Genomic DNA, 21,536 nt, shown 5'->3' with positions numbered 1-21,536 from the left:
GCACGCGGTCGCTCAGGGTGTGATGGCGATCACACCGCCCACTGTAGTCGGCCCTCCCGCCGAAACACAGGGGGCGACTCCCTCCGGTCCGAGCTGTCAGGTGGCGATCCCGTAGCGGCCGAGCACCGCTGACGGGAACTGGTCAAGACCCTGACTGACGGGACACAATGGCCGCATGAGCGCACCGGAACTGCACCTGACCGGCAACGACGAGGCCGATCACCTGTTGTCGGCCAGCCCCAGCGCATTGCTGGTCGGGATGACCCTGGATCAGCAGGTGCCGATGGAGAAGGCGTTCAGTGGGCCGGCGGTGATAGCCGAGCGGATGGGCGGCAGCTTCGACGTCGGCCGGATCGCTGCGATGGAAGTCGACGACTTCGTCGCGCTCTGTGCCGAGCGACCGGCGATCCACCGCTTCCCGGGCTCGATGGGCAAGCGGGTGCACGCCGTCTGCCAGGCGCTGGTGGAGGAGTACGACGGTGACGCGGCCAATCTGTGGGCCGATGTCAGCGACGGGACCGAGTTGAAGAAGCGGATCGCGGCACTACCGGGTTTCGGCGATCAGAAGGCTTCGATCTTCGTTGCCCTGTTGGGAAAACAACGCGGTGTCACGCCTGCGGGCTGGCGCGAGGCGGCCGGCCGCTACGGCGAGGACGGTGTCTTCCGCTCGGTCGCCGACATCGTCGACCCGTCGTCGTTGATCAAGGTGCGGCAGACCAAGAAGGAGGAGAAGGCCCGGCAGCGGGCCGAGGTCGAGGTCAAATGATCAACTCCGCCGGCGCACGCCGTCCGGTATCGGCAGGGCTGGACTTGCTTTCCTGCCAGGTAACGGAAAGTCGGCGTACGGCTTCGGTCAGCACCGCTGGCTCCCCGACATAGGGCACCCGGAGATGCCGACGCCCGCCGCCACGCGGATAGAACCGCGGTCCCGGCGTCAGCACAAGATCGCGCTTGCGCGCCAGTGCGGTGATCAGATTCGATGACTCGGTTGGCAGCTCGAACCACAGTGACAGCCCACCGTGCGGAACGACGACGTTCCACTCCGGCAGCAGCCGGGCGGCCTGGTCGACAAGATGATCACGCTGGGACCGGATCCGCCGCCGCTGGTGCTCCAGGATCCGGTCCGCATCGGTCATCAGCTCGGTGACCACCAGCTGCTCGTAGGGCGCCGCACCGTTGTCCATCGTCGCCTGGGTCTCGATCAACCTGCGGACATAGGGCTTCGGCGCGCGGATCCAGCCGATGCGCAACCCTCCCCAGAACGACTTGCTCGCCGAGCCGATGGTGATCGCGTTGTCCAGCAGACTCCCCATCGGCGTCCGCTCATCATCTCCGTCCAGCCGCAACTCCAGCAGTGTCTCGTCGATGACAGTGACCACCTGGTGCCGGTTGAGCACCCGGGCGGCGGCCCGCCGTTGCTCCTCGTCCAGCCAGATCCCGGTCGGATTCTGAAACTCCGGGATCAGGAAGGCCAGCCGCGCCCGCGACCGCGCCAGCAAGGTCTGCAGCCGGCCCGGATCCCAGCTGTCGGCCGAGATCGGGAACGGCACCAACCGGGTCCCCAGGCGCCGGCAGGCCTCGATGGCGTTGTAGTAGGTCGGAGATTCCAGCAGCACAGGATCACCGGGATCGACCAGCGCCTGCAGGATCACGTTCCAGGCCGAGAGCGATCCGACCGTGATGATCAACTGCTCGGGGCTGGTCGGCAGTCCGCGACGACCGAACCAATCGGCCAGCGCGGACCGCAGCGGCTCCACCCCGTCGGGAAAATAGCCGGTGCCGCTGAGCAGCGACGGCAGCCTTTCGGCAGCAGCGTGATAGGCACGACTCAGCCCCGGAGGAGCGGTCGAGGACGCGGTGTTGAGCGCCACCAGCGCGTTGTCCTCGTCGGCGGCCAGGGTCACCGGCAGCAGACTGCTGGCCATCCCGCCCTCGGGCTGCTGGACGAAATTGCCGGCCCCGCGGCGGGCCGCCAGCACGCTCAGATCCCGGAGTGCGGCGTACGCATTGGTCACGGTGGTGCGGCTCAGCCCGAGGCCCGCGGACAGATCCCGTTCGCTTGGCAGCCGGACCCCGTCGGGCAGCTGGCCGTCGATCACCAACAGCCGCAACCGCTCGGCCAGGTCGCGGTAGACCGGCGGCTGCCAGCTCCGATCGCCCAACAGCTCGGCCAGCTGCGCCGCGGTGACCCAATGAGTCGTCGCCATGGGTCCACTCCTGTCCAGGTCCGCCGATCCAGAATTGGATATTGAGTATGAGGCCAATTTTGCCAGAATGCTCTGCATGCCGCGCAATCGATCCAGTACCGGGCTGTTGCCGCTCACGCCTTTGGGCCAACTCCGTGCCGGTCGGCTGCCGTCGCGCCTGACCCAGCTGATCGTCGGCCTGCTGATCTACGGCTTCTCATTGTCGATGATGCTCCAGGGCGCGCTCGGGGTCGCGCCGTGGGACGTGCTGCACCAGGGCATCGCCCGCAATCTGCATCTCAGCTACGGCCTGGTGGTGATCGCGGTGAGTTTCCTGGTGCTCGGATTGTGGATCCCACTGCGCCAGTGGCCAGGCGTCGGCACTATCGCCAACGCCGTGCTGGTCGGGGTTTCGGTCGACATCGGCCTGGCGCTGCTACCGACGCCACACCTGTTGGCTGAGCGGATCGGTTTCCTGGTCATCGGCATCGTGCTCAACGGGTTCGCCGGTGCCCTCTACATCGGAGCGCAGCTCGGCCCGGGCACCCGGGACGGGCTGATGACCGGGTTGGTCGCCAGGACCGGGCTGCCGGTGTGGGTGGTCCGGACCGGGATCGAGGTGCTGGTGGTGATCGGCGGCTTCCTGCTCGGCGGCGACCTGTGGATCGGCACGGTCGCGTACGCGGTCTGCATCGGGCCGCTGGTCCAGCTCTTCCTGCCGTGGGTGACGGTCCGGCTAGCGGTTGCGGACCCGATCGACACCCCGGCGGACACGCCGCAGGCCCGTCCGGCCGGCGGCGACAAGACGGTCTGCGACCGGGCCTGAACGCCTCCGGCTCTCGGTCCGCAGCCGGTTCAGCTCGTCCCGCATCGCATAGAGCTCGTGCAGCGGCAGGCCCTTCAGCGTCCGGACGGGGCCGGGGAAGTCGGTTGCCGCCAGCCGCCGGTCGAAGTCAGCGCCGCGGTCCTCGCCGGCCGCGAAGACCGTACGCAATCCGTGCTGGGACAGGAATTCGTCGAAGACCGCCCAGCGGTCCGGGTGGGACTTGGTCATCGGATCCCAGTCGGTGGCCGCATACAGCTCGGCGGCGTCGAGCTCCTCCGGACGGTCGCTGATCAGCCGATGCGGGATCTGGTGGTATTCGGCGAGCTCGCGGGTCCGGGCGTCGTGGACCAGCACCAGGGCCGGCACACCGGCCAGCAGCGCGGCGATGTTGCCGTGGATCCGGGTGCCGAAGGAGAACTCATAGCTCTTCAGGTGCTCGATCCAGGTGGTCGCGTCGAGGAAGAACCTGGTCCGGTCCTGCTCGAGCAGCGGATGGTCAAGGTCGACCGGGCCGCCCACCGAGCGCACCTTGGCATCGGGGTCGGCCGGGTAATGGCCCGTGATCAGCAGCCCCAGGGTCTGCAGGTTCTGGCCGAAGTAGATCATGTTCGGGTACCTGGCCGGCTGGTCGCGGGAGATCGCACCGACCTGGGGGACGTACGGGCTGATGTTGAGCGCGATCGGCGAATACCGGTCGAGCTCGCGCACACGCTTGGTGACCTGAAGATCCGGACCCCACATGAACATCGACGGGCAGCCGATGATCGCGACCTCGTCGTCGGCGAAGCCCAGACCGACGAGATAGTCGCGGGTGAACTCGCCGCGAACACCGATCGGTCCGGTGCCGATCCGGAGCGCCGCGGTGACGAAGCGGCGAACGGTCCGGTCGAGCCGGCGGTCGGGTTTGCCGTTCAAGCCTGCTTGGGCACCGACCCCGAGCACCGTCGTCGGCACCGATGTCCGCTCCAGCAACTCCGTCAGCCGGTCGATCGTCTGGCCGAAGCCCGGCCGGAATGCGTTGGCCAACGGGAGCACCAGCCGCTCGTACGGTGCCGGGTCCTGTTTCCGCGGTAGTGCGGCCGTACGGATCTGGGCGTCGGACGTGCTGAGCAGGCGGCAGACGGACTGGCTGAAGACGAGGTTGCCGACGTTGCCGCCGATCAGGTTGCGCCGCAGTGTCTGCCCGGCGGTCGCTACTCGGAAGGGGTCCTTATGGGCCCGGATCAGGATCGTGGTCACAGCGTGTTTCGTCGCTCCCTCGAGGTGGTTGCCGGGAATCCTAACCGGACCAGGGGACAATCCGGCGGCAGCCGGTCTCAATCGCGTCGGCCCGCACGGCAGGATGGGGGAGTGACGAACGAACAGTCGGCGGGCCGGGCGCTGCACCAGTCGGTCTACCAGATCGGACCCGAGTCCGCGGACGATGCGACAGATACTTTGGCCCCGCTCCGCAGCCGGTACGCCTACTGGCTCGGCCTGGACACGGGTGAAGTCCTCGACGACCGTGACGAGAACCCGGATCAGATTCGCGCAATGCAGCTGATCCTGCGGATGGAACGGGATCGGATCCCGTCCTGGCATGCCGCGGTCCGGTTGGCGGCCAGCGGCGCTGCGCGGCTCTGCCTTGATCCTCGGATCGACACTGATCCGACGTGGCGGCGGGCGATCAGCGATTATGCCGCTGGGCACATCCGCAAGGTCACCCGGCGCGGTCGCGGCGCTCAGTGGGAGGCGACTGCCGACCTCCCGGGGCTGACCCTGTCCGATGGCGACACCGAGGTGCGGGTGTTGTTGCCGGAGCTCGTGAGTCGGTTGGACAAGCGGGTCGCCAAACTACAGGTCGGAGGTACCGACGCTCCGGTCGACCAACCACCGGCCGGAGCGCCCGACGGCGACGCACTCCGGGTCTGGGTGCCTGAGGAGCCGGTGATGACGCTCGGCAAGACCATGGCCCAGACCGGGCACGCGGGCATGATCGCGGCGGCGCTGCTGGCGGGCGGGGACCCCGGTGGGGATCCTGGCCAGGAATCAACCCCGCTGCAGCGCTGGTACGCCCGTGGCTGCCCGGTCGACGCGCACCGCGCCGATGCTCGGACGTGGCAGGAGCTCAGCTCCCTGGTCGCCGACCCGGCTGCCGGCTGGCGAAATCACCGGGCGCTCGCCGTCCGCGATGCCGGATTCACCGAGATAGCCCCGGGAACGGTGACCGTGATCGCTGTCGCCCCGCGCTGAGGCTGCATCTGCCCGAACCGGACGGATCCCGGGGCGGGATCTCACCCGGCCGATTCGAGCAGCGTCTGCAGGCGGGCGGTTCGCTGCGGCGCCCGGTGATCGATGTGCACCGCAGCGCCGTCGATCAGGTTGTGCGGATCCGCGGCGGCGCCCACCATGATCCCGCGCGGATTGATCAGGTCCCCGGCCTCGACCTCGCCGATGATGCAGGTGATGTTGTCCCGACCGCCGGCGGCCAGGGCCAGCTCGACCAGCGCCTGGACGCCCGACTCGAGATCATGATCGGTCACCGTCGAGCACAGCAGCTCGTCGTCCACCAAGTCGGTCAGGCCGTCGCTGGCGAGCAACAGCCGGTCGCCGGGTTGCAGGTCCAGGAGGCACAGGTCCGGCTCCGGCGGTTCCTCGTGGGTGACCGAGCGGGCGATGACCGACCGGTAGGGAAACGTTGCCACGTCCTCGGACCGCAACTGGCCGGAATCCAGCATCATCTGCACCAGCGTGTGATCACGGGTGATCCGATGCAGCGATCCTTGTCGCCACAGATAGCCACGTGAATCGCCGATATGGGCCAGAGCGAAGCGCTCGCCATCACCGAGAACGGCGGTCAGCGTGGTCGACATCCCGTCCCGCAAGGGATCCATCCGGACGCCGTCGCGCAAATGCTGATGGGCGAAGTCGATCGCCTGCGCCAGGACGGCCATCGGGTCGCCCTCGCTGATCATGGACACCGTGCTGGTGACATAGGCCGTACTGGCCGATGCGATCTCGCCTGCTGCAGCACCACCGACGCCGTCGGCCACCAGCAGCAAATAGGCGCCGGCATAACCGGCATCCTCGTTGTTGCCGCGCAGCAGCCCAGGATGGCTCTTCGCCGCGTAGCGGAATCTCAGCAACGCAACCCCACTTTCTGCGCAGGACCCGTCGAGTTAAGCGCCTTCCCCGGCTCGACCGACTATCCGAACATTAGACCTGTTGTGACAGGAGTGGCGCGCGCTGGATAAGGGAATCCTGCGCGAATCCTGGGGCAGTGGGGCGCTCCAGCGGTGTGTGGCAGTGCCGGAGCGTCGAAGCCGAAGCCTGCGGAGAGTCGAAACCGGAGAAATGAGTTGACCTGGCCGGGCGGCCGATCGAGAATCCTGGCGAGTCCGGCAAACGGACGCGGCGGCGTCGCCGGCGACCTCACGATCAGGAGCTGACATGCGTGCAACGGGTTGGTCCACCCCAGTTCTTCTGATGTCTATCCGTGAGGACCAGCACCCCGTTGCGCACGCTCAATCTTGGAATTCTCGCCCATGTCGACGCCGGTAAGACCAGCCTGACCGAGCGGCTGCTCTACACCGCGGGCGTCATCGACCATCTCGGCCGGGTCGACTCCGGCGACACCCAGACCGACACCCTTGCGCTGGAACGTCAGCGCGGGATCACGATCAAGACGGCCGTGACCTCCTTCGTCACCGGCAGCGGCGACCGGGCTCGGGTCATCAATCTCATCGACACTCCTGGCCATCCCGATTTCATCGCCGAGGTCGAGCGGGTCCTCGACATCCTGGACTGCGTCATCCTGGTGATCTCGGCTGTCGAGGGCGTTCAGGCCCAGACCCGTGTCCTGACCCGCGCGCTACGGCGGGTCGGCGTGCCGACGCTGATCCTGGTGAACAAGATCGATCGGGCCGGCGCCCGGACCGACGAACTGCTGGCCGAGATCGAAGCCCGGCTCAGGGTCGCCGTGGTACCGCTGTCGCGGGTCGAGGAGGCCGGTTCCCGCCGTGCCCGTACGATCGCGTACGCGTCCACAGACCCGATCTTCCATGATTCTCTGGTCGAGCGCCTGAGCCGTGGCGATGATCAACTGCTCGACGACTTCGTCGCCGACAGGCACCTCTCGGCGGGCAGGCTCGGGGCATCGTTGGTGTCACAGACGATCCGCTGCCAGGTCTGCCCGGTGATCTTCGGATCCGCGATCACCGGTGCCGGGATGGATCAGCTGATGGCGGTGATCGCGGACATCCTGCCGGCGACCGAGCCGGTGACTGACGCCGATCCGTCCGGAGTGGTGTTCAAGATCGATCGCGGCACCCGCGGCGAGAAGATCGCGTACGTGCGGTCGTTCGGGGGCCGGATCGCCGAACGGGACATGGTCACACTACTCGGCTCCGACGACCGGACCACGCAGCAGAAGGTGTCCAGGATCACCGTCTTCGATCGCGCCGGCGAGCCGACCGGCGGTCCGCTGGAGGCGGGCCGGATCGGCAAGCTCTGGGGACTGGCCGAGGCCCGGATCGGTGATCAAATTGGAACCGGTGCCCGGCACCGGCTTGATCACTACTTCACCGCGCCGACGCTGGAGACCGTTGTGAGCCCGGTGGACGATGCCGACCGGGGCCCTCTCCGGGTTGCGCTCGACCAGCTGGCCGAACAGGATCCGCTGATCAACGTTCGCCAGGACGACGCCCACGGCGAGCTCTCGGTCTGTCTGTACGGCGAGGTGCAGAAGGAGGTGATCGGGGCGACCCTGCTGACCGACTTCGGAATCGATGCGACCTTCTCGGAGAGCTCGACGATCTGCGTCGAGCGGCCGGTCGGCGTCGGGACGGCGGTCGAATTCATGCGGGACGCGGCCAATCCGTTCCTGGCGACCGTCGGGCTGCGGGTCGAACCGGAGGCCGGCGGCAGCGGAATCACTTTCGACCTGGAGAAGAGCGTGCACGGCACGATGCCGGTCGCCTTCTTCACCGCGGTCGAGGAGACGGTGTACGAGACCTGCCGGCAGGCGTTGCACGGGTGGCAGCTGATCGATGCGCGGATCACCCTGACGCACACTGGCTACGCGCCGCGCCAGAGCCATGCACATCAGGGATTCAGCAAGTCAATGTCCAGCACCGGGGCCGACTTCCGTGACCTCACTCCACTCGTGGTGATGGCCGCCCTGCGATCCGCCGCTACCGAGGTGTTGGAGCCCGTCCACCGCTTCCGTCTCGAGTTGCCGGCGGCGCTGCTGGACAGGATCTACCCGGTCCTGGCAGCGCACGGGGCGATCCCGCAGCCGCCGGTGACCGATGGCACAGTGGTGGTCATGGAGGGCGATATCCCGGCCGGTGAGGTACACGGCTTGGAACAGGAGCTGCCGTCATTGACCCGGGGCGAAGGCGTCCTGGACAGTCCGTTCGACCGCTACCGTCCGGTCGTCGGCCGGCCGCCCGAGCGACGACGTACGGACCGAAATCCGCTGGACCGCAGCGAATACCTGTTGCGTGCCACGCGAGGAAAAGGAGCGCGGATCTGATGCCGGCTCGCGGTGAGCTCTCCGTGGATGGCCTGCACTACTACGACGGCCCGGACTGGGGCTGGCAGCCGCTCTGGCTGACCGCCGACCGGGTGATCGAGGCGGCGTATGAGCAGTATCGCGTCGCTGCGACCGGTGCCGCCCTGTTGTCCGAAGGACTGCTCAACCAGTCCTGGCGGCTGCATTGTGCCGACCATGATCGGGTGCTGCGGGTGAGCCGGACGGAGCGGACCCTCGAGCAGGTCAGATACGAGGACCGTGTTGTCGCGGCCTGGTCGTCCGTCCGGCAGGTCGTCGCGCCCGAGACGGAGGTGCATCCGGTGATCAACGGTCACGTGATCACTGTGTACCCGTTCTGCGACGGCGTGCCGGGGACCGGCATCGATCCGGTACTGCGCGCCCGGCAGCTCGCTGCGGTGATGGCACAGTTGCATCGAAGGTCGCTGGAGATCGATCTCCCACAGCGACCGGGTGCCCGCTCGATCGACGATCTTGCTGCAACTGATCAGTGGCTCCCGGTCCGGTCGGCAGTGATCGGACGGTTCGGTGACGGATCGGAGATCATGGCGGACGTCGGCGTCGTCGACGGCGCCGTCGCCGAGCTCGATGAGCAGGTCCGCAGCTGGTGCCATGATCATCCCGACGAACCGCGCGCGGTGGTGCACGCCGATCTCAATGCGCGCAACCAGCTCTACCGCGATGGCCAACTCGTCGGCATTATCGACACCGACGACTGTCGGATCGAGCCACTCGCCGCCGAGGTCGCAGGATTGGCCTACTCGGATCCCGCGGTGTCGCCGCAGCAAGTCTGGCAGGACTACGTGGCCGCCGGAGGCCCGCTCGATCCGTCCGCGGAGGAGATGTTGTTGCCCTTCGCCCGGCTGGGTGCGGTCGGCGAGTTGCAGTGGTTCACCGATGACGACGGCCGGGCGACCCACCTCGCTGCCGACCACCTGCGTAATCTCGTGGCTGATCTTGGTGGGCGGCCAGCCCGCGGGTGAGGCGTGATCAGACCGAGGCGTACGCCTTGGCCTGCAAGGAATACATCCGCGCGTAGCGTCCGTTGAGTGCCATCAGCTGGGGATGGGAGCCCTCCTCGATGAGCCTGCCGTGGTCGAGGACCAGGATCCGGTCCGCCGAGCGGACGGTGGAGAACCGGTGTGAGATCAGCACGACCGTCCGACCCTGGGCAAGATCACCGATGGTCTCGAAGAGTGCCGCCTCGGCCTCGGCATCCAGTGCCGCAGTCGGTTCGTCCATGATCAGGAAGGAGGCGTCGCGGAACAGCACCCGAGCGATCGCGATCCGCTGCCACTGGCCACCGGAGAGGTCGGTGCCGCCCTCGACCTCGACGCCCAGGGGAGTGTCGAATCCCCGGGGGAGAGCAGTCACGAATTCGGTGACGCCGGCCCGGTCGGCCGCCGCCTGGATCGCGTCGTGATCACCGGCCCGTCCCACGGCGCCGACGGCGATGTTGTCGGACGCCGAGAACCAGTAGCGGCCGAATTCCTGGAAGACGACCCCGACCTCGGAGAGGCCGCCATCGGTGGTGATCGTGGACAGCGGTCTGTCGTCCCAGTTGATCACGCCGTCGGTCGGCGGGTAGAGCCCGGCCAGCAGTTTGGCCAGCGTGGTCTTGCCGGACCCGTTCGGCCCGACGATGGCGATCACCTCGCCGCGGCCGATCGTGAACGAGACGTGCTCGAGAGCCGGCCGGGCGGCGGCGGGATAGCTGAAGCTGACATCGTCGGCCCGGAGCGACGTGAAAGCTTGCACGGTGACCTCTGTCGGGCTCGGCAGCCGGTCGGCCCAGTCGCCCAGCTCGAGGAACTCGCCGACGTAGTGGCTGTGCTCGACCAACTGTGCCGCACTGGTGGCAGCCTGTTGACACCGATTCGCCAGCAGCAGCACCGCAACACAGGCGGCAGCGGCTGCGGTCAGCGACATGGCGTCATGGCCGACCAGCAGCAGAATGATCACGAAGACGGCGACCAGCACGCCGGCACCGATCGCCGCGCCGAGGGCGGAACGGCGGACGAAGGTGCGGACCAGGCTGGTGATCTCGGTGATGCGGTCGTCGTAGTAGCCGGACCAGCGATCGGAAAGATAGCCGGAAAGCCGGAAGGCCCGGACCTCGGCCGCAGACTCGCGCTTGTTGATGATCGCCTCCAGATTGAACCGGGCACGGTCGTAGGCGGCGTGACCGAAGCTGAAGCTGTACATCTCGTCGCTGTTGCTGCGTCCGGTCAGCCAGATCGGGACCGCCGACGCCAGGGTGATCGGCACCAGGACCGGATTGATGGTCGCCAGCCCGACCAGCACTGCGATCGCTCCGATGGCCGCCGAGACCAGCTGCGGGACGGCGATCGCGATCTGGATCGGGCTGCCGTGGTTCTGCCGGACGCGTTCGAGTCGATCATGGAACTTCGGTGACTCGAATTCGCGGAGCGGGACCCGAGCGGCCAGCGCGAGGGTGATCGACGCGCAGTGCCGCATGGTCCGCTCGGTCAGCAGCCGGTGCAGTCCGGCACCGGCAGCACCGGCGAACGCGACGATCCCGGAGATCACCACGACGATGATCAGCATCGCCCAGATCTGCGGTGTCAGGACCGCGTTGTGGCCGTGGCCGACCAGGACGTTCAACAGCTGGTTGCCGATCATCAGCTCGACGACCAGACCGAGGCTGGAGGCCGCGAACAGCAACAGGGTTGCCAGGAAGGCGCCGCCGCCGGCGCGTTGTACCAGTCGGACCGCGTCGACGACCGTACGGAAGCGGGCCGGGCTCGACGTCGTGCTGTCGGTCATCGGTCCTCGTTCGTGCCGGTGCGCGAAGTGCGACTGCTGCGCAGGTAGGTCTCGCGGCGTCGCCGGGTGGGTGACGGGGCGGCCTCGGGCGGAGTACCGATCGGGAACGCCCAGGCCAGGACCTTCGCCTGGACCGCGCCGTCCGGCGACTTCTCCCGCGACGTGTAGCGGTCAAGGATCGCCTTGAACTCGGCCTCGATTTCGGCCAGGTCGTCGATCGTCAGCTTGAGCTCCCACTCCGCCGACATGGCTGCCTCCCGCCAGGCCGGGGGATAGGAGTGCTCGTCGTGCTCCCACGCCTCGATCGCCTGGAACGACCGCGTCCGGATGACGTCTCGCAGCGCCCGGGCACCGGCAGGCGCATCGGGACCGGACTCGTCACTGATCTCGATCTGCACATCGCGTGGGCGCCACGGCCTGCTGCGCCCTTTGCCGCCGCCTGCCTCCTCGATGAAGCCGTACTTCGCCAGGGTGCGCAGGTGGAACGAGCAATTGGCCGGGCTCTCACCGACCTCCTCGCTGACCTGGGTTGCCGTCATCGGCTCCGGGCTGGAGCGCAGCACGTCGAGGATCTGCCAGCGCAGCGGATGCGCCATCGCGCGCATCCAGGTGGGGTCGGAGCTCTCCCTCTCATCGAAAGGCATATTTCGAAGAATGCCTTTCGAAAGGACCGTTGTCAAACCGCCCGGGTTCGACGCCCTTGACCCGGATCTGTTGCTGAAGCAGGCTCCTGCTGTGAGCACATGGCAGCAGTCTGCGGTGACGCGGCCGCGTTTGGTGCTGGTCGCCGGACTGCCCGGCACCGGCAAGACCACGCTGGCTCGGAGCCTTGCAGGGCAGATCGACGCGACCTACCTGCGGGTTGATGCGATCGAAACCGCCATCCAGGTCGCGCGCCAGGACACTGCGCAGGTCGGCGCAAAGGGCTACTTCGTCTGCCATTTCCTGTCCAGGCTGAATCTTCAGCTCGGCCACGACGTGGTAGTCGACGCCGTATGCCCGGTACCGGAATCGCGCTTCGGATGGGCCGTGACGGCCCAGGAGGGCGGGGGAGAGCTGATCGTGTTGGAGACGTCGCTCCCGGACCCGGCGGAACATCGTCGGCGGGTCGAGGCCCGATTGCCTGACATGCCCGGCCAACGGGTTCCCGACTGGCAGTGGGTCCAGTCGTTGGACTGGACCCACTGGGAACCGGAGCGTGACGGGGATCGTACGGTCATCGATACCACGACCAGGGAGGGTGCGCTCGACGCCGCATTAGCAGTCGTCGGCCCTGCTGGGGCTACGCCGGGCGCACCGGCCTGATCAACCGACCGAGGTGGCGAACCGCTCCCAGACCCGATGTGCGGCCAGCAGCTCGAGCACGGACTCGACGGTCTGCTGGGCCGAGTCGGCCGTGACGATGCCTGTTCCGGCCTGGTAACCCGCCTTGGCCAGCGCGTCGGATCCCGCTCCCCAGGCGCCGATCGCCTTGGCCTGACGGAAACACTCCTCGATCAGCAACACGACCCGCGGATCAAGATCATCGCGGTCGGCCACGCCGGCCTTACCGTCCCGGGAGGCCAGTGCATCCGGAGCCGGCGCGGGGGACGCACCCAGCAGCAGGGCATCGAATTCGATCGATCGGCTCGTGGCAAACGTCCTCTGGGCCGGCGTGCCGGCGACGTTGCCGCCATGCGGCGCGATGACCAGCGGCACCAGACCTGCCTCGTCGATCGCGGTCCGCAGGTCGTCGAGCTCTCCGGCGTCGGTGTCGTCGTCGACGACGATGCCCACGATGCGTCCATCGACCGGCCATTCCTTGCCGACCTGGGACAGCGCCGGGCTCGGCTCGGGATCGGTGAGTGTCTCGGTTGGCTCGGGCGCCGGAAGACCCAGTCCGGTGGCAACCTCCGAACACAGCACCGGATCGATGTTGGCCAGCGCGAGGAGTTGGCGTTCCTTGATCGACTGCTCGTAGACCTTGCCCAACTCGAAGGTGTAGGAGCGAATGATGTGCTCCTGCTCCACCGGGGTCATGCTCAACCAGAACAGTCGGACCTGACTGAAATGATCATCGAACGACGCCGGCTGGGCGCGGACCTTGGTGGCCTCCGCGGCGATCTTGGTCGGCGCATCGATGAAGGCGTGATCATCGGCACCGGCGAAGAACGGGCAGCCGCCGTCCAGGGAATTCGGCTTGTAGGGGGCAACCCCGCTGTGCACGGCGTCCTGGTGGAAGCCGTCACGCAACATGTCGTTGACCGGTGCGTGCGGACGATTGATGGGGATCTGTCCGAAATTCGGGCCACCGAGCCGGGTGATCTGGGTGTCGATGTAGGAGAACAACCGGGCCTGGAGCAGCGCGTCGTCAGTCACATCGATGCCCGGCGGCAGGTTGCCCGGATGGAAGGCGACCTGTTCGGTCTCGGCGAAGTAATTGGTCGGATTGCGGTCCAGCGTCAGCAGCCCGATCGGCTGCACCGGCGCCAACTCCTCCGGAATGATCTTGGTCGGATCGAGCAGGTCGATTCCCTCGAAGGTCTGCTCCGGTGTGTCCGGGAAGACCTGCACGCCCAACTCCCACTGCGGATAGGCACCTGCCTCGATGGCGTCGGCAAGATCACGTCGGTGGAAGTCCGGATCCATACCGCTGATCAGCTGAGCCTCCTCCCAGGTCAGCGAATGCACGCCGAGCTTGGGTTTCCAGTGGAACTTGACCAGTGATGTCTCGCCCTCGGCGTTGATCAGCCGGAAGGTGTGGACACCGAAGCCCTCCATCATCCGCAACGATCGCGGAATGCCGCGATCGGACATGTTCCACATCGTGTGCGCCTGGCCCTCGGTGTGCAGGGAGACGAAGTCCCAGAAGGTGTCGTGCGCACTCTGCGCCTGAGGGATCTCCCGGTCCGGATGCGGTTTGCCGGCATGAATCACGTCAGGGAACTTGATCCCGTCCTGGATGAAGAAGACCGGGATGTTGTTGCCCACCAGATCGAAGGTGCCCTCGTCGGTGTAGAACTTGGTCGCGAAACCGCGGGTGTCGCGTACCGTATCGGCCGAACCACGGGAGCCGAGCACGGTCGAGAACCGGGTGAACACCGGGGTCTGCCTCCCCTTGCGCAGAAAGCCCGCGACCGTCAGCCGGTCGGCGGTTCCGTAGCCCTCGAAGACGCCGTGGGCTGCCGCACCGCGCGCGTGCACGACCCGCTCCGGGATCCGTTCATGATCGAAATGGGTGATCTTCTCGCGCAGGTGATGGTCCTGCAGCAGGCTGGGGCCTCGTTCGCCGGCCTTGAGCGAATGGTCGCTGTCCCGCAGCCGTACGCCTTGGGACGTCGTCAGATGGGCGCCCTGTTGGCCGTTGGCAGCAGTCGGCGCGCCGGTCGGAGCTCCCGTCGGGGTGATCACGTCCGGCGCGGCTTGGTCGGGCTTGTCGGACAGCGGGCCTTGCGGCTCGGTCGGCTCGTCGACGGTCGGAGTCGAGCTGCTCGGGCGTCCGGGAATCGGTTGCATCGCGAAGTCCTCCACTGGTTGTTCTGGGTCAGTGCGTGGAATCTGCCCCGTACCCAGATCCAGTCGGAATGCACGGCCGGCGGACGACTCTTGCCCCTATCCCTCGACTTGTTCTATCCCTCGATTTGCCCCATCCCACGATTTGCTCGTCCCTCGGTCGATCAGCGCCTCGAGCGGGCTCCAGTCCGATCGGTACGCCGGATCGAGCTCGCTCTGCCAGTCCGAGTAGCGCCGGGCAACCTGCTCGACCACGTTGGGGCGTGGCGTGGCGGTCAGCGGGACGGTGGCCAGCTCCATCGCCTGCTGCGCATCGCGATCCCGGTCGCTCCCACGGCGGTGGATCGTGGTGCCGAGATCCCGGTCACGTAACTGCATGGCCACCACCAGACAGGATCGGATCAACTCGAGCGTGAGATGGCCGCCGATCAGCAGGTCCCCCCGGCCGATCTTCGTCGCCGCCATCGCGGCGATGAAGCGGAAGTCGTTGTCCGGTGCGGGCTGCAGGCCGTCGATCCGTCCGGCGCCGCTGACCGTCAGATCGATGCGACGGCCGTCGCGCAGAACCATCCGGAGGGTCTCCCGCGTCGGCGTCCGGACGTCCTCGTACGCCCACAGACCGGCGCCGCCGGAGATCACGCCGGCCGGGATCGGGTCGTCAGCGGTGAGTTTGAGGTCGAGATCACTCCAGCCATCGGACGCGTCCGGAAGCACAACCGAGCCGTGCGGCCGGACAGCCACGGCCGGCAAGGCTGCGGCGATGCGCTCGTACTCAGTGCGTTGCCATCCCATAGCAGGATGATCCCAGGTCACCCGGGCTGTGTTGTGGCAGCATCAGTGGGGTGACCAGAGCATCGGAGGACCAGCGACGCCGAGACCTCGTCCGGCTGCGCCGGGTCCGGGACCGGATCGATCGGGAGTATGCCCTGCCGCTGGATGTCGAGACCCTGGCGCGGGACGTGCATCTGTCCGCCGGGCATCTGAGCCGAGGGTTCAAGCTGGCGTACGGGGAATCGCCGTACTCGTACCTGATGACGCGGCGGATCGAGCGCGCAATGGCATTGCTCCGGCGGGGCGACCTGAGCGTGACCGAGGTCTGCTTCGAGGTCGGCTGCTCGTCGCTGGGCACCTTCAGCACCCGCTTCAGCGAGCTGGTCGGGATGTCGCCCAGCGCCTATCGCGAGTTGACCGCGGGAATCTCCGACGGGCTGCCCGCCTGTGTGGCCAAACAGGTCACCAGACCGGTCAGGAATCGAGAAGCGCCGGGGGTCATCGCCCACCTAGCCTGAACGCCATGGACATCACCATCTACTCAAGCTTCCTGCCGCTCGACGATCCCGAGGAATCGCTGGCGTTCTACCGCGACGTCCTCGGCTTCGAGGTTCGCCTGGACGTCGGCGCCGGCGCCTATCGGTGGATCACGGTCGGCCCGGCCGGGCAGCCTGACACCGCCATTGTCCTGGCACCGCCGATCGCCAACCCCGGTGTCACCGATGAGGAGAAGAGGGTCATCGCCGAGATGATGGCCAAGGGGACCTACGGCGCCGTGGTGCTGGCGACCAAGGACGTCGACGCCACCTTCGCCGAGATCGCGGGCCGGGGTGCCGAGGTCGTCCAGGAGCCGACCGACCAGCCCTACGGCGTCCGGGACTGTGCGATCCGTGACCCCGCGGGCAACCTGATCCGGATCCAGCAGCGGAACTGAACCCTGCCAGGACAGCTGATGTGCTACCCAGGGATCATCGAACACTGCTACGCCGACGAACACTGCTCCACCGGCGAACACTGCTCCACCGACCTGACCGGCCGGTCGGCCGGACAGCTGTCCGAGGAGAGTCGGCCGCCCGAGGAGAGCCCTACCGTCGGAAGAGATGAGGCACCATGGCCGACACAGCGGTTGCACACCCCGCTGACAGTCACGATCAGCTCCGCGTCGTCGGAGCCCGGACGAACAACCTCAAGGACATCAGCGTTGATCTCCCGAAGCGCCGGTTGACGGCCTTCACCGGGGTGTCGGGCTCCGGTAAGAGTTCGCTGGTCTTCGGGACCATCGCGGCAGAGTCCCAGCGGATGATCAACGAGACCTATAGCGCCTTCGTCCAAGGATTCATGCCGACTCTCAACCGGCCCGACGTCGATGTCATGGAAGGGCTGACCACCGCCATCATCGTGGATCAGGAACGGATGGGTACCGACCCGCGGTCGACCCTCGGCACCGCGACCGACACCGGCGCCATGCTACGGATCCTGTTCAGCAGGCTGGGGGAACCGAACATCGGCTCGCCCCAGGCGTTCTCCTTCAACGTCGCGTCGATCAGTGGCGCGGGCGCGGTCAATGTCACCAAGGCCGGCCGCACGATCAAGGAGCGTCGGAGCTTCGCCATCCTGGGCGGCATGTGTCCGCGATGTGAGGGCAGGGGCTCGGTCACCGACTTCGACCTGACCGCGCTCTACGACGATTCGAAATCTCTCAGCGAGGGCGCGCTCACCATCCCCGGCTACAGCATGGACGGCTGGCACGGGCGGATCTTTCGCGGTTGCGGATTCTTCGACGTGGACAAGCCGATCCGCAGATTCACCAAGCGAGAGCTCAATGATCTGCTCTACAAGGAGCCGACCAGGATCAAGGTCGAAGGCATCAACCTGACCTACGAGGGACTGATCCCCAAGATCAAGAAGTCGATGCTCTCCAAGGACCGGGAGGCGATGCAGCCGCACGTGCGTGCCTTCGTGGACCGGGTGATCACGTTCTCCGTCTGTCCCGACTGCGACGGCACCCGGCTGAGCGACCAGGCGCGATCGTCCACGATCGACGGGACCAGCATCGCCGATGCGTACGCCATGCAGATCACCGATCTCGCCGCTTGGATCACCGATCTCGACGAACCCGCGGTCGCGCCGCTGCTGAATGCCTTGGCTCGCACCCTGGACGCGTTCATCGAGATCGGCCTGGGTTACCTGTCGCTGGACCGACCAACCGGCACCCTGTCCGGGGGCGAGGCCCAACGAACCAAGATGATCAAGCACCTCGGGTCGTCACTGACCGACGTCACCTACGTCTTCGACGAACCGTCGATCGGGCTGCATCCGCACGACATCCAGCGGATGAACGGGTTGCTGCGCCGGCTGCGCGACAAGGGCAACACCGTACTGGTGGTCGAGCACAAACCGGAGATGATCGCTATCGCCGACCATGTCGTCGATCTCGGGCCCGGCGCCGGCGCCGGTGGCGGCACGGTGACGTACGAGGGCAGCGTCGACGGATTGCGGAAGAGCAAGACCATCACCGGGCGGCACCTCGACGACCGCGCCCGACTCAAGTCCACCTTCCGTACGCCCGCGGGTGCGCTCGAGGTGCGGGGCGCCGACACCAACAACCTGCAGAAGATCGATGTCGACATCCCGCTCGGGTCGCTGGTGGTGATCACCGGAGTCGCGGGTTCGGGCAAGAGTTCCTTGATCAACGGATCGGTGGCCGGTCGGGACGGCGTGGTGGTCGTCGACCAGATGGCCATCCGCGGATCTCGGCGGAGCAACCCGGCGACCTACACCGGGCTGCTGGAACCGATCCGCAAGGCGTTTGCCAAGGCCAACGGCGTCAAGCCGGCACTGTTCAGCGCCAATTCCGAGGGTGCATGTCCCAACTGCAGTGGCGCCGGCGTGATCTACGCCGATCTCGGCATCATGGCCGGTGTCGCAATCATCTGCGAGGTCTGCGAGGGCAGGCGGTTCTCTGCCGACGTGCTCGAGTATCGCCTCGGGGACAGGGACATCAGCGAGGTGCTGGCGATGCCGGTGGCCGAGGCCGAGGCATTCTTCTCCTCCGAAGACACGGCGACCTCCACACCCGCGGCGCACAAAATCCTGGTCCGGCTGGCCGATGTCGGACTCGGCTATCTGACCCTCGGCCAGCCGCTGACGACGTTGTCCGGCGGTGAACGGCAACGACTCAAGCTGGCCACCCAGATGGGGGAGTCGGGTGACATCTACGTGCTCGACGAACCGACGACGGGTCTGCACCTGGCCGACGTCGAACAACTGCTGGGCCTGCTGGACCGGCTCGTGGACTCCGGCCGGTCGGTGATCGTGATCGAGCACCACCAGGCCGTGATGGCGCACGCGGACTGGATCATCGATCTTGGTCCGGGTGCGGGGCACGACGGAGGCCGGATCGTTTTCGAGGGCACGCCGGCCGATCTGGTGGCGACCCGCACCACGCTGACCGGGCAGTACCTGGCTGACTATATCGGTCCATAGCCTCCGCTAAGGTGGCGAACATGCCGACCGGGCAAACCCCGCCGCCGCGACGTCGCTGGCTGCGACGTCTGATCCTGACGGTACTGGCCGTTGCGGTCGGGGCCGTGATCATCAACCGCCTCGGTGACGTCGACTGGGGCGTCGTGTGGTCGGCGCTTCGCCACCTGAGCTGGTGGCAGCCGGTCGTGCTGCTGTTGGTGTTGGCCGTCCGCCAGGTGCTGAACGCCAGCCCGCTGCACTTCTACATCGAAGGCGTCTCGATCGGCCGGGCGACCCAGAACGATCTTGGTGCGATCCTGATGTCCACCGTCGCTCCGGCGCCGGCCAACTACGCCCTGCGGGTGGCGATGTTCACGTCCTGGGGCGTCTCCGCGGCGAAGGGCACTCCCGGGGCGACGATGAACACCATCACCTTGATGGTGACCCGGTTCTCCCTTCCGCTGCTGGGCTTCGTGATGCTCGTCTTGGTCGGCGGGGAAGTCTCCTACCGCTGGGCCGACGTGTTCAGCCTGCTGATCGCTGCCGCGTTGGTCGCTGCGGTGATCCTGATCCTGCGCAGTGACGGGCTCGCCCGGCAGGTCGGATTGCGGTCGGGGAGGATTGCGCAGCGGTTCCGCCGTAGCGTCGACCCCGAGCAGTGGGCGCAGAGCTGTGTTGACTTCCGCGGCCATATCTCCGATCGGTTCCGGTACGGCTTCCCGCGCTCCCTGGGCGGCATGATCGCGATGCTGGCCGACGATCTGGTGTTGCTGGTGCTCTGCCTGCGATTCGTCGGAGTTTCCGGGTCCGACGCCAGCATCATCGACATCGCGATCGCCTACATCTTCGCCTTCCCGCTGACGATCCTGCCGTTCGGCGGTATCGGGATCGTCGACTCGATCATCGTCGCCGCGCTGGTCCAATCGGGAGGTCCCACCGTCGAAGCTCCGGCGATCGCGGCTCTGGTCGTCTGGCGGATCTTCGACCTGGGCATCCCGGTGCTCGCCGGACTCCCGGCGATCGCGCTGTGGCGGCGTACGGCGGGCAAACAGGCCGAAGCCCGCGAGGCGTGAACCGCCCCGTCACCGCAAGGCGCTGCCGGCGGCGTACGTCTGGTAGCTGACGTTCCAGTCGGTCAGGCCGTTCTGGCCCTCCAGCGGGCGGCTGGTCCCGGTGACGGTTACCGGGCTGCCCGGCAGCGCCTCATCGAAGAGCCATCCCGAGTCGGCCACGCTCATGCCGACACATCCGTGGCTGGCGTTGGTGTTGCCGAAGTAGCCGGTGTTCCACGGAGCCGAGTGCAGGAACTGCCCGGAGGTCGTGATCCGCATCGCGTACGCGGCGACCAGGGAGTAGGACTCGGGCCCGGTCTTGGGCAGCCCGATCATCTCCGAGGTCATCGTGTAGTTGGTGAGCTTCTGGGTGATCACCGTCGTGCCGCTGCTGGTCTCGTCGCCTGGCTTGCCGCCGCTGACCAGGATCTTGCGGGCGAGCTTGCCGTCGACGTAGACCTTGGCGACGTCGGTCTTCAGGTTGACCTTGGTGATCACCGACTTGCCGACGGTGAAGCTGGTGCTGGCATTCTGCTGGCCGTACTCACCGTTGCCCGCGGGAACGCTGTTGAGGTCGGCCGTTGCGGTGACCTTCGTACCGGGCTTCCAGTACGTCTTCGGGCGCCAATGCACTTCGGTGTCGCTGTACCAGTGCCAGCTGCCGGGCTGGCTGGGCGTGCTGGTGACATGCAGGTGCTTCTCGAATTCCGCCTTGTCGGTCACCGGGCGGTCGAAGGTCAGCACCACTGGAGTGCCGACGCCGACCTTGGTGCCCAGGCTGACGAATGAGGGGTAGATCTGCTGGTCCAGTCCGAGGTCCTCGGCGGTGAACTTCCGCGAGGTCGTCGTGGTGTGGCCGTCCGCCCCGACGGCTGTGGCCTTCAGCGTGTAGCTGCCGCCCGGTTCGAGCAGGTCCGAGGCTTTCCAGTGGGTCTTGGCGTCGTTCAGACTGCCGGAAATCGTCGCCTTCTTCCGTACGCCGTGATCAAGGTAGCGGCCGCTGACCGTGATCTTGGACAGCGTGCCGTTGACAGCGGTCACCTGGATCATCTTGTCGACCTTGACGCCGTCCGCGCCCTTGGACACGTTGACCCGCAAGGTCGCAGGAGCTGCCGTCGACGGATCGGAGGCGGGCGACGAACCGGCTGTCGGGGACGGACTCGGCGATGACGAGCCGGCGGGGGAGACCGACGGGTGATCGCCTTCGACGACCGACGACGTACAGCCGGTCAGTCCGACCCCGGCGATCAACAAGGTCGCGACAGCGCCGACACCCAGAGCCTTCGTACGTCCCCCGACCGGCATACTGCCTCACTCGTCTCATCTCGGTGCCTGCGCAATTGGTACAGAGAGGAATATCGGGCTTGAAGGGATCAAATGTCGTCCCGGCGCTGCCGCCGTTGCCCAGATGTGACCTCATTGTG

General features: G+C 67.0%; 18 protein-coding genes. 10 read left to right on the top strand and 8 right to left on the bottom strand.

Annotated features, from left to right (window positions below):
- Positions 1-175 precede the first annotated feature (175 nt).
- Positions 176-766, top strand: coding sequence for an HhH-GPD-type base excision DNA repair protein (locus IEY07_RS05240; RefSeq protein ID WP_188894112.1), 591 nt, complete (start codon positions 176-178; stop codon positions 764-766).
- On the opposite strand, the gene yczR is transcribed toward IEY07_RS05240, so the two are convergent.
- A complete protein-coding gene (yczR, locus tag IEY07_RS05235) occupies positions 759-2,207 on the bottom strand; it encodes a MocR-like transcription factor YczR (protein WP_188894111.1) in 1,449 nt (482 codons plus the stop codon). The genes IEY07_RS05240 and yczR overlap by 8 nt on opposite strands.
- A gap of 76 nt (positions 2,208-2,283) precedes the next feature.
- Between yczR and yczE the strand changes: the two genes are divergently transcribed.
- Positions 2,284-3,012: a membrane protein YczE gene (gene yczE / locus IEY07_RS05230; RefSeq protein WP_229669733.1), complete on the top strand. Its 729-nt coding sequence runs from the start codon at positions 2,284-2,286 to the stop codon at positions 3,010-3,012.
- On the opposite strand, the gene IEY07_RS05225 is transcribed toward yczE, so the two are convergent.
- Complete coding sequence (locus IEY07_RS05225) at positions 2,923-4,251, bottom strand: polysaccharide pyruvyl transferase family protein (protein ID WP_188894110.1); 1,329 nt, start codon at positions 4,249-4,251, stop codon at positions 2,923-2,925. The two genes, yczE and IEY07_RS05225, sit on opposite strands and share 90 nt — an antisense overlap.
- A 111-nt stretch (positions 4,252-4,362) precedes the next feature.
- On the opposite strand from IEY07_RS05225, the gene IEY07_RS05220 reads away from it, so the two are divergent.
- Positions 4,363-5,244 (top strand): peptidyl-tRNA hydrolase, encoded by an 882-nt coding sequence (locus tag IEY07_RS05220; RefSeq protein WP_229669732.1) that lies wholly within the window; start codon positions 4,363-4,365, stop codon positions 5,242-5,244.
- A gap of 41 nt (positions 5,245-5,285) precedes the next feature.
- Here IEY07_RS05220 and IEY07_RS05215 read toward each other — a convergent pair whose 3' ends face one another.
- Complete coding sequence (locus tag IEY07_RS05215; protein ID WP_188894108.1) at positions 5,286-6,137, bottom strand: PP2C family protein-serine/threonine phosphatase; 852 nt, start codon at positions 6,135-6,137, stop codon at positions 5,286-5,288.
- 350 nt (positions 6,138-6,487) lie between these two features.
- Between IEY07_RS05215 and IEY07_RS05210 the strand changes: the two genes are divergently transcribed.
- Complete coding sequence (locus IEY07_RS05210) at positions 6,488-8,527, top strand: elongation factor G (protein ID WP_229669731.1); 2,040 nt, start codon at positions 6,488-6,490, stop codon at positions 8,525-8,527.
- Positions 8,527-9,528, top strand: a complete 1,002-nt coding sequence (locus tag IEY07_RS05205; protein ID WP_188894107.1) for a phosphotransferase — start codon at positions 8,527-8,529, stop codon at positions 9,526-9,528. The genes IEY07_RS05210 and IEY07_RS05205 overlap by 1 nt, the downstream gene beginning before the upstream one ends.
- Positions 9,529-9,535: 7 nt before the next feature.
- Here IEY07_RS05205 and IEY07_RS05200 read toward each other — a convergent pair whose 3' ends face one another.
- Both IEY07_RS05200 and IEY07_RS05195 read right to left on the bottom strand, forming a co-directional pair.
- Entirely contained in the window at positions 9,536-11,332 is a 1,797-nt protein-coding gene (locus IEY07_RS05200; RefSeq protein WP_188894106.1) for an ABC transporter ATP-binding protein, read from the bottom strand.
- A complete protein-coding gene (locus IEY07_RS05195; protein ID WP_188894105.1) occupies positions 11,329-11,976 on the bottom strand; it encodes a winged helix-turn-helix domain-containing protein in 648 nt (215 codons plus the stop codon). The genes IEY07_RS05200 and IEY07_RS05195 overlap by 4 nt, the downstream gene beginning before the upstream one ends.
- A gap of 91 nt (positions 11,977-12,067) precedes the next feature.
- Between IEY07_RS05195 and IEY07_RS05190 the strand changes: the two genes are divergently transcribed.
- Positions 12,068-12,637: a P-loop nucleotide/nucleoside kinase family protein gene (locus IEY07_RS05190; protein WP_188894104.1), complete on the top strand. Its 570-nt coding sequence runs from the start codon at positions 12,068-12,070 to the stop codon at positions 12,635-12,637.
- Here the strand turns inward: IEY07_RS05190 and IEY07_RS05185 are convergent, their stop codons facing one another.
- Both IEY07_RS05185 and IEY07_RS05180 read right to left on the bottom strand, forming a co-directional pair.
- On the bottom strand, positions 12,638-14,827 hold the full coding sequence (locus IEY07_RS05185) for a catalase (protein WP_188894103.1): 2,190 nt from the start codon (positions 14,825-14,827) through the stop codon (positions 12,638-12,640).
- A gap of 96 nt (positions 14,828-14,923) precedes the next feature.
- Positions 14,924-15,616, bottom strand: a complete 693-nt coding sequence (locus IEY07_RS05180) for a hypothetical protein (protein WP_188894102.1) — start codon at positions 15,614-15,616, stop codon at positions 14,924-14,926.
- A 50-nt stretch (positions 15,617-15,666) separates the two neighbouring features.
- Between IEY07_RS05180 and IEY07_RS05175 the strand changes: the two genes are divergently transcribed.
- From IEY07_RS05175 to IEY07_RS05160, 4 genes are all read left to right on the top strand, one after another.
- Positions 15,667-16,113 carry a helix-turn-helix transcriptional regulator gene (locus tag IEY07_RS05175; RefSeq protein WP_229669730.1) on the top strand — a complete coding sequence of 149 codons (447 nt, stop codon included), beginning with the start codon at positions 15,667-15,669 and terminating at the stop codon, positions 16,111-16,113.
- A gap of 5 nt (positions 16,114-16,118) precedes the next feature.
- On the top strand, positions 16,119-16,529 hold the full coding sequence (locus tag IEY07_RS05170) for a VOC family protein (RefSeq protein WP_188894101.1): 411 nt from the start codon (positions 16,119-16,121) through the stop codon (positions 16,527-16,529).
- A gap of 176 nt (positions 16,530-16,705) precedes the next feature.
- A complete protein-coding gene (locus IEY07_RS05165) occupies positions 16,706-19,081 on the top strand; it encodes an ATP-binding cassette domain-containing protein (protein WP_188894100.1) in 2,376 nt (791 codons plus the stop codon).
- A 20-nt stretch (positions 19,082-19,101) separates the two neighbouring features.
- A complete protein-coding gene (locus IEY07_RS05160) occupies positions 19,102-20,133 on the top strand; it encodes a lysylphosphatidylglycerol synthase domain-containing protein (protein WP_188894099.1) in 1,032 nt (343 codons plus the stop codon).
- 9 nt (positions 20,134-20,142) lie between these two features.
- Here IEY07_RS05160 and IEY07_RS05155 read toward each other — a convergent pair whose 3' ends face one another.
- On the bottom strand, positions 20,143-21,417 hold the full coding sequence (locus IEY07_RS05155; protein WP_188894098.1) for a L,D-transpeptidase: 1,275 nt from the start codon (positions 21,415-21,417) through the stop codon (positions 20,143-20,145).
- Positions 21,418-21,536 lie beyond the last annotated feature (119 nt).

The sequence above is a fragment of the Microlunatus endophyticus genome (genome assembly GCF_014646195.1).
In the GTDB taxonomy this organism is placed as follows: domain Bacteria; phylum Actinomycetota; class Actinomycetes; order Propionibacteriales; family Propionibacteriaceae; genus Microlunatus; species Microlunatus endophyticus.
This window is presented reverse-complemented; position numbering and strand designations above follow the sequence as displayed.